Origin of the sequence: Rhodococcus sp. 05-2254-6, assembly GCF_002258565.1 — a bacterium.
Classification (GTDB): Bacteria; Actinomycetota; Actinomycetes; order Mycobacteriales; family Mycobacteriaceae; genus Rhodococcoides.
Window position 1 is genome coordinate 25,459 of sequence record NZ_NOZF01000074.1, and the last position, 7,288, is coordinate 32,746.

The 7,288-nt window shown below is 65.5% G+C and carries 7 protein-coding genes and 1 pseudogene; 6 read left to right on the plus strand and 2 right to left on the minus strand.

Annotated features, from left to right (window positions below; genetic code table 11):
* The first annotated feature begins 66 nt into the window (after positions 1-66).
* The 4 genes from mca to CH256_RS09005 all read left to right on the plus strand — a co-directional run bounded on the left by mca (position 67) and on the right by CH256_RS09005 (position 4,252).
* Complete coding sequence (gene mca, locus CH256_RS08990; protein ID WP_176460389.1) at positions 67-942, plus strand: mycothiol conjugate amidase Mca; 876 nt, start codon at positions 67-69, stop codon at positions 940-942.
* Complete coding sequence (locus CH256_RS08995; RefSeq protein WP_094641178.1) at positions 939-1,211, plus strand: hypothetical protein; 273 nt, start codon at positions 939-941, stop codon at positions 1,209-1,211. Before mca ends, CH256_RS08995 begins: the two co-directional genes overlap by 4 nt.
* Positions 1,211-3,220 carry a thioredoxin domain-containing protein gene (locus CH256_RS09000; RefSeq protein WP_094669391.1) on the plus strand — a complete coding sequence of 670 codons (2,010 nt, stop codon included), beginning with the start codon at positions 1,211-1,213 and terminating at the stop codon, positions 3,218-3,220. The genes CH256_RS08995 and CH256_RS09000 overlap by 1 nt, the downstream gene beginning before the upstream one ends.
* A gap of 96 nt (positions 3,221-3,316) precedes the next feature.
* Complete coding sequence (locus tag CH256_RS09005; protein ID WP_179272046.1) at positions 3,317-4,252, plus strand: sensor domain-containing diguanylate cyclase; 936 nt, start codon at positions 3,317-3,319, stop codon at positions 4,250-4,252.
* A gap of 6 nt (positions 4,253-4,258) precedes the next feature.
* Here the strand turns inward: CH256_RS09005 and trhA are convergent, their stop codons facing one another.
* Complete coding sequence (gene trhA / locus CH256_RS09010) at positions 4,259-4,924, minus strand: PAQR family membrane homeostasis protein TrhA (RefSeq protein WP_068052828.1); 666 nt, start codon at positions 4,922-4,924, stop codon at positions 4,259-4,261.
* 146 nt (positions 4,925-5,070) lie between these two features.
* Here trhA and CH256_RS09015 point away from each other — a divergent pair, with 146 nt between their 5' ends.
* Entirely contained in the window at positions 5,071-5,853 is a 783-nt protein-coding gene (locus CH256_RS09015) for an isoprenyl transferase (protein WP_037191390.1), read from the plus strand.
* Between the two features lie 3 nt (positions 5,854-5,856).
* On the opposite strand, the gene coaA is transcribed toward CH256_RS09015, so the two are convergent.
* Positions 5,857-6,780 carry a type I pantothenate kinase gene (coaA, locus tag CH256_RS09020; RefSeq protein WP_037191653.1) on the minus strand — a complete coding sequence of 308 codons (924 nt, stop codon included), beginning with the start codon at positions 6,778-6,780 and terminating at the stop codon, positions 5,857-5,859.
* Between the two features lie 165 nt (positions 6,781-6,945).
* On the opposite strand from coaA, the pseudogene CH256_RS09025 reads away from it, so the two are divergent.
* Positions 6,946-7,288, plus strand: a pseudogene (locus CH256_RS09025) (DUF885 domain-containing protein); the annotation flags it as partial.

Below are 7,288 nucleotides of genomic sequence, written 5' to 3' on the forward strand. Positions count from 1 at the left end.
CCTGTCGGCGTCAGATGGAACTATAGGGGCAGGCAAGAATCAGGCGAATCCGAGGTGAGGAAGAACGTGTCCGGACTGCGGCTCATGGCAGTGCATGCCCATCCCGACGACGAATCCAGCAAAGGCGCTGCGACAACGGCTCGCTACGCGGCCGAAGGACACGATGTTCTGGTCGTCACCCTGACCGGTGGCGAGCGGGGAGACATCCTCAATCCGGCGATGGACATTCCGGGCGTGCACGAGCGTATCCACGAGGTTCGGCGTGAGGAGATGGCCGAGGCCGCCCGAGTGCTGGGCGTGCAGCAGACGTGGCTCGGGTTCGAGGACTCCGGGTTGCCCGAGGGCGATCCGCTCCCGCCGCTTCCCGACGGCTGTTTCGCGTTGGTCCCGTTGGAGGTCTCGACCGAGGCGCTGGTGAAGGTGGTTCGCGAGTTCAAGCCGCACGTCATCACCACGTACGACGAACGCGGCGGGTACCCGCACCCGGACCACATCCGGTGCCACGAGGTCTCGATGGCGGCATGGGAGGCAGCGGGCGATCCCGAACGCTTCCCCGACGCCGGTGAGCCCTGGACTCCGCTCAAGCTGTACTACTCGCACGGCTTCATTCGTAAGCGCATGCAGCTGTTCCACGACTGGTTCATCGACCGCGGTGAGGAGAGCCCGTTCGTGGACTGGCTGAAGCGGTGGGACGGCCAGCGCGACGAGATCATCGGCCGCATCACCACTCAGGTCACCGTCGGTGACTGGTTCGAGCAGCGCGACGACGCCCTACGCGCACACGCGACGCAGATCGATCCCAACGGCTCGTTCTTCGCCGTGCCGCTGGACGTGCAGCGCAAGCTGTGGCCCACCGAAGAGTTCGAGCTGGCCCGCACTCGGGTCACGACGTCGCTGCCCGAGACGGACCTGTTCGCCGGAATAGAAGAGACCGACAAATGATCGTTTCGATCCTCGCCCAGCAGCCGACCGGTCCCGAATTCGGTAAGTCCTCGCCCATCGGTCTGGTGATCCTGGTCGCGCTGTTGGTCGGAACGGCACTGCTGATCTGGTCCATGAACAAGAAGATCAAGCGTCTGCCCGCCACCTTCGAGCAGGAGGATCCGACGTTGGATCAGGCTCTCGACGAGGGCACCGATCGCGGCGGGTTGGCAGATCCGTTTCCGCCGGATCAGAACCGAACCAAACCCGTCGTCTCCGACGAGCCCTGATGCTCGACGCCAATGCCCTGGGTGAGTCCACCAGCCCGTATCTGAAGCAACATGCGGACAACCCGGTGCACTGGCAGCAGTGGGGACCGCAGGCACAGCAGTCCGCTCGCGATCGCGATGTTCCGATCCTGCTGTCGATCGGATACTCGGCGTGCCACTGGTGCCATGTCATGGCACACGAGTCGTTCGAGGACGAGGCGACCGCGTCGCTGATGAACGAGCATTTCGTGTGCATCAAGGTCGATCGCGAGGAACGACCCGACCTGGACGCGGTGTACATGAACGCCACCGTCGCGATGACCGGCCAGGGTGGGTGGCCGATGACGTGTTTTCTGACCCCCGACACCGAACCGTTCTACTGCGGTACCTACTTCCCGCCGGCTCCGCGTCAGGGAATGCCGTCGTTCCAGCAGTTGCTCACCGCGATCGCCGACACCTGGTCGACGCGGCGACAGGAGGTGTTCGACGCCTCCGCCGACATCGTCACCGAACTTCGCAAACACAGCGCAGGCGTGCCAGCAGGCGGTCGCCCGATCGACGCCGATGCATTGGCGGCCTCGGTCTCCGCGATCTGCGCCGACGAGGACACCCTCTACGGCGGCTTCGGCCGAGCACCGAAGTTCCCGCCCGGCGCGCTGCTCGAAGGGCTGCTTCGGCACTACGAACGCACCGGCGACACCGAGGTTCTCGGCGTCGTGCGCCGAACCGCGTCGGCCATGGCCCGCGGGGGTATCTACGACCAGCTGGGCGGGGGATTCGCGCGCTACTCCGTCGATGCCGAGTGGATCGTCCCGCACTTCGAGAAGATGCTCTACGACAACGCCCTGCTGTTGCGGTTCTACGCGCACGCAGCGCGAGTCGACGACGATGCGCTCGCCCGGCGGGTGGCGTCGGACACCGCGGAGTTCATGCTGCGTGAATTACGCACGGCCAACGGCTGTTTCGCGTCGGCACTCGATGCCGACACCGAGGGCATCGAGGGTCTGACGTATGCGTGGACTCCGGAGCAACTGACCGAGACACTCGGCTTCGAGGACGGTGTGTGGGCAGCAGGGCTGTTCGCGGTGAACTCGGCAGGCACGTTCGAGGCCGGCATGTCGGTCTTGCAGCTGCCCGCCGAACCCGAGGACTACGACCGGTTCGCCCGAGTGCGCAGCACGTTGTTCGCCGCTCGCGCGACTCGGCCGCAACCGGGCCGCGACGACAAGGTCGTCACCGCGTGGAACGGGTTGGCGATCACGGCGTTGGTCGAGGCCGGGACCGGGTTGGGACAACCGCGATGGGTCGACGCGGCAGTCGAGTGCGGCGAGCAACTGTTCGCCGGCCACGTCGAGTCGGGCCGAGTCCGCCGCGCCTCACTCGGCAGTGCAGTCGGTGAGGCCACCGGTGTGCTCGAGGACTACGCGGCTCTCGCCGTCGCGGCGGCAGCGTTGTTCCAGGCCACCGGAGACACGGTCTGGACCGAGCGCATGACGTCGATCGTCGATGCCGCGATCGACCACTTCGCCGACCCGGACGACGTCGGCGCGTGGTTCGACACCGCCGACGATGCCGAGACTCTCGTGACCCGGCCTCGTGACCCGATCGACGGGGCCACCCCCTCGGGCGCGTCGACGATGGCCGAGGCGCTGCTCACCGCAGCGGCGTTGGTTGATCACACGTCCTCGGCGCGATACGGCGAACTGGCGGCTGCGTCGCTGGCGCGATCGGCCTCGATTCTCGAACGAGCACCCAGGTCCGGTGGCCACTGGCTGGCGGTCGCGGAAGCGTCCGTTCGCGGTCCCATTCAGGTCGCGGTGTCGACGGCACCGGGCGGCGACCTGCTCTCGGTCGTCCGGGCTCTGGCTCCCGGCGGTTCCGTGGTGGTCGCAGGCGTGACGGATTCGTCGGTGCTGCTGACCGACCGTCCACCGGTCGACGGCCTCGAAACGGCGTACGTGTGTCGTGGCTTCGTGTGCGACCGTCCTGTGACCTCTGCCGAAGAATTGCCGTTCGCGCTGCGGAGTTGACCACGCTCGTCGATGCTTCGACGGAGCAACAGTACTGTTGCCGGGAGTTTCCTCGGCCTGGGGCGGTCGAGCGTCTACCAATGGATCGACGGTGTCATGAGCGAAGGTGTCATGAATGAGGGTGTGCTGCGTGCGGACACCGTGCACGAGGCGGTGACCGACGACCAGCGCGCTGCTGTCGCCCAGTTCGTGGCCGCGGTTCCGATGGCGGCCATGGTGCACTCGATGCACTACGAGGTGGTCGGGGCCAACACCCTGTGCGAGGGCGTGCTCGGGTGCGCCGTGGACGACATGATCGGCCGACCCGTTGCAGATTTCGTGCCGCTCGGGGATCGCGCGTCGGCGACGCGTATCGCGGTCCAACTCGAGCACCGCTACCCCGAGGCAGGCCCCACCGACCACGGTCGACCGATCGGAGCCTTGCGTCGAGTGCGGCGCGTCGACGGGGAGGTCGTCTCCTGCTGGATGCACGTCGGAATCTCGACGATCGCCGGGCGACGGTTCATTGTCGCACTGCTGGACCTGGTCAATCCCGTCGTCGACGACACCGTTCACTGGCGCGTTCGCGCCGAGCGCGACGAGCTGACCGGATTGGTACGACGAGGTCCTCTGCTTGCCCACGTCGACGAATGGATCGCCGAGGATCTGCCGGTTGCCCTGGCCTTCGTCGACGTCGATCGGTTGAAATCGATCAACGACGCGCACGGTCATCCGGCAGGTGACGCCGTGCTCGAGGCCGCCGGCCGTCGACTGCACCAGTGGTCGCCGCGCGGGAGTGTCGTCGGCCGATACGCGGGAGACGAGTTCGTGTTCGCGGTGACGTTCGACGGGTCCACGGGCCTCGACACCGCCGAAGTCACCGAGTCGGTGCGGTCGGCGATCTGCGGCGAACCGGTGCCGTTCGGATCGAACCTGCTCGGGGTGTCGGTGAGCGTGGGCGTCGCAGTGCGGGAGTCGGGGGAGCCGAGAGACCGGCTGATTCAGCGCGCCGACGCACTGATGTATCGAGACAAGGCATCCCGAACCACCTGAGGTCGATCAGAACAGTACGAGCCAGACGGCGACCAGGTGGCAGGTTGCCGCCAACACCGTTGCCGCGTGGAAGAACTCGTGATGGCCGAAGGTCGTCGGCCATGGATTCGGCCACTTGGTGGCGTACAGCACGGCCCCGATGCTGTAGAACACTCCGCCCACGAGCAGCAAGACGAACGGCGCGTAGCCGACGTGGTCGATCAGCGTGGGTGCGACCGGGACGATCGCCCAGCCGAGGAGCAGGTACAGCGGTACCCCGACCCAACGGGGAGCGGTGGGCCACAACATCTTCAGGGCTACCCCGGCGAGGGCCCCGGCCCATACGACGACGAGCAACGTGCGTCCGGTCGAGCCGGGGAGACCCAGCACGGCGAACGGGGTGTAACTCCCCGCGATGAACAGGAAGATCATCGAATGGTCGGCGCGCTTCATCCAGATCTGCGACGCCGTGGTCTTCCAGTGCACGCGGTGGTAAGTGGCGCTGACCCCGAACACGCCGCAGACGGTGATGGAATACACGCTCACGGCCACACCCGCACTGACCGAGACCATGCTGAACGCGAGCGTGACGAGAGTGATCGCGCACACCACCGCCACGCCGAACGCGTACAGGTGAATCCAGCCGCGCATACGCGGTTTGACGGGTATCTCGTCGAGTCCGAACATCGTCATGTCGATTGCCTCCCGTGTCGCCGCCTTGAACCTACGCAACCGTAGGTTCTGACGCTACTGTACCGGCGACCGCCTCGCAGACGTCGGCGTAAGGTGATCCTTCGTGGTGATGAGAGCAGCGGTGACGGGGCAGTGGTGACGAAGCAGTGGTGATCATTCCGCAGAAGGTCCGCGGCGTTCTCTACAACGTGTACGAGCGGCGTCTGCTGAGCCAGCTCGAAGGCGTGCAGCACCCGCGGCACGTTGCGGTGATGTGCGACGGCAATCGCCGCTGGGCTCGCGAGAACGGGTTCACCGACGTCGCGCACGGGCACCGCATGGGCGCACTGAAGATCGCCGAGATGCTCGGCTGGTGTGACGCAGCCGGAATCGAGATGGCGACCATCTACCTGCTCTCCACCGAGAATCTCCGCCGCGACGCCGACGAACTGGATTCTCTCCTCGACATCATCACCGACGTCGTCGAGGAGATCTGCGGACCCGAGATGAACTGGGGCGTCAAACTCGTCGGCACCCTCGATCTGCTGCCCGCGTCGACCGCGCGTCGACTCAAGGAAGCGGCTGCGCTCACCGAGGGACGGTCGGGAACACACGTCAACGTTGCCGTCGGATACGGCGGTCGGCAGGAAATCGCCGACGCCGTGCAGTCCCTGGTGACCGAGAAGATCGCCGAGGGCGTCAGCGGCGACGAACTGGTGGCCTCCATCAACGTCGACGAGATCGGTAGCCATCTCTACACCTCCGGCCAACCCGATCCGGACCTCGTCATCCGCACCTCGGGCGAACAGCGACTCTCCGGCTTCCTGCTGTGGCAGAGCGCCTACTCGGAAATCTGGTTCACCGAGGCCTACTGGCCCGAATTCCGACGCGTCGACTTCCTGCGGGCGCTGCGTGACTTCGCGGCCAGACACCGTCGGTTCGGTATCTGAGCTCTACAACTTACGAAGCCGCAGCCGGTTGATCGCATGGTCGTTGTCCTTGCGCAGCACCATGGTCGCTCGCGGTCGCGTCGGCAGGATGTTCTCCACCAGATTCGGCAGGTTGATCGAATGCCACAGATCCTCGGCCGCGATCTGCGCGTGGTCGTCGGACAGGCCTGCGTAGTGGTGGAAGTGCGAGGACGGGTCGGTGAACGACGTCTTGCGCAACGCGAGAAAGCGTTTGACGTACCAGCTCTCGATGTCCTCTATTCGCGCGTCGACGTAGATCGAGAAGTCGAACAGATCCGAGACCATCAACCGTGGTCCGGTCTGTAATACGTTGAGCCCCTCCACGATCAGGATGTCGGGCTGCCGGACCATGTGGTACTGGCCCTTGACGATGTCGTACGAGACGTGCGAATAGACCGGTGCGCCCACCTCTTCGGTCCCTGACTTGACCTCGGTGACGAATCTGAGCAGCTTGCGCCGGTCGTAGCTCTCGGGAAATCCTTTGCGGTGCAGTATGCCTCGACGCATCAGTTCGGCCGTCGGGTACAGGAATCCGTCGGTGGTGACCAGATCGACCCGCGGATGGTGGTCCCACCTGGCCAGGAGCGCCTGCAGCACACGGGCCGTCGTCGACTTTCCGACGGCGACGCTCCCCGCGACACCGATGACGAACGGGACCTGACGGTCGGGGTGCTTCTCGCCTAGGAACGTCGCGGTCGCGGCGAACAGCCGTTGCCTGGCCGCGACCTGGAGGTGAATCAGTCGTGCCAGCGGTAGGTAGACCTCGGCCACCTCGTCGAGATCGATCTGTTCGCCCAGACCACGCAGACCGACGAGTTCTTCCTCGGTCAGTACCAACGGCGTGGATTGACGCAGCGTGCGCCACTGCACACGGTCGAACTCGACGTACGGACTGGACTCGCTCACGCACGACTCCGACCAAAATCGTTCCGCAGGCTCCACTCTTGCCACATCGGAGCTGCAGAGGGTTCGGCTGAGCTCCTGTCGAGCGCGAGTCGCATGGTTCCAGATTGTGCTCGGTGCCGGTCGATCGCGCACGGGCGGGGTCGTTCGCCGTACTAGGGTTCGGTTATGGATGCTTCTACCCTGGTTCGCGAATACCTGTTGCTGGGCCTGAGTTTCGACCGGCTCGAAGACGGCTTCGTCGACGCGTACACCGGCGATCCCGAGTTGCGTCGTATCACCGAGAACGCCCCGGCCCCCGAGCCGCGTGAGCTGATCCGTCGAGCACAGACACTGCGCGCCGAGCTCGGCAACGTCGATCTGACACCCGAGCGCACGACGTTCCTCGACGTCCACCTGCGGGCACTCGAATGCTCGGCGCGCAAGTTCGCAGGCGAGGACATCGGCTTCGTCGACGAGGTCCACGCCTACTTCGACGTCCGAATCTCCGCCGGTGATCAGGACCAGTACC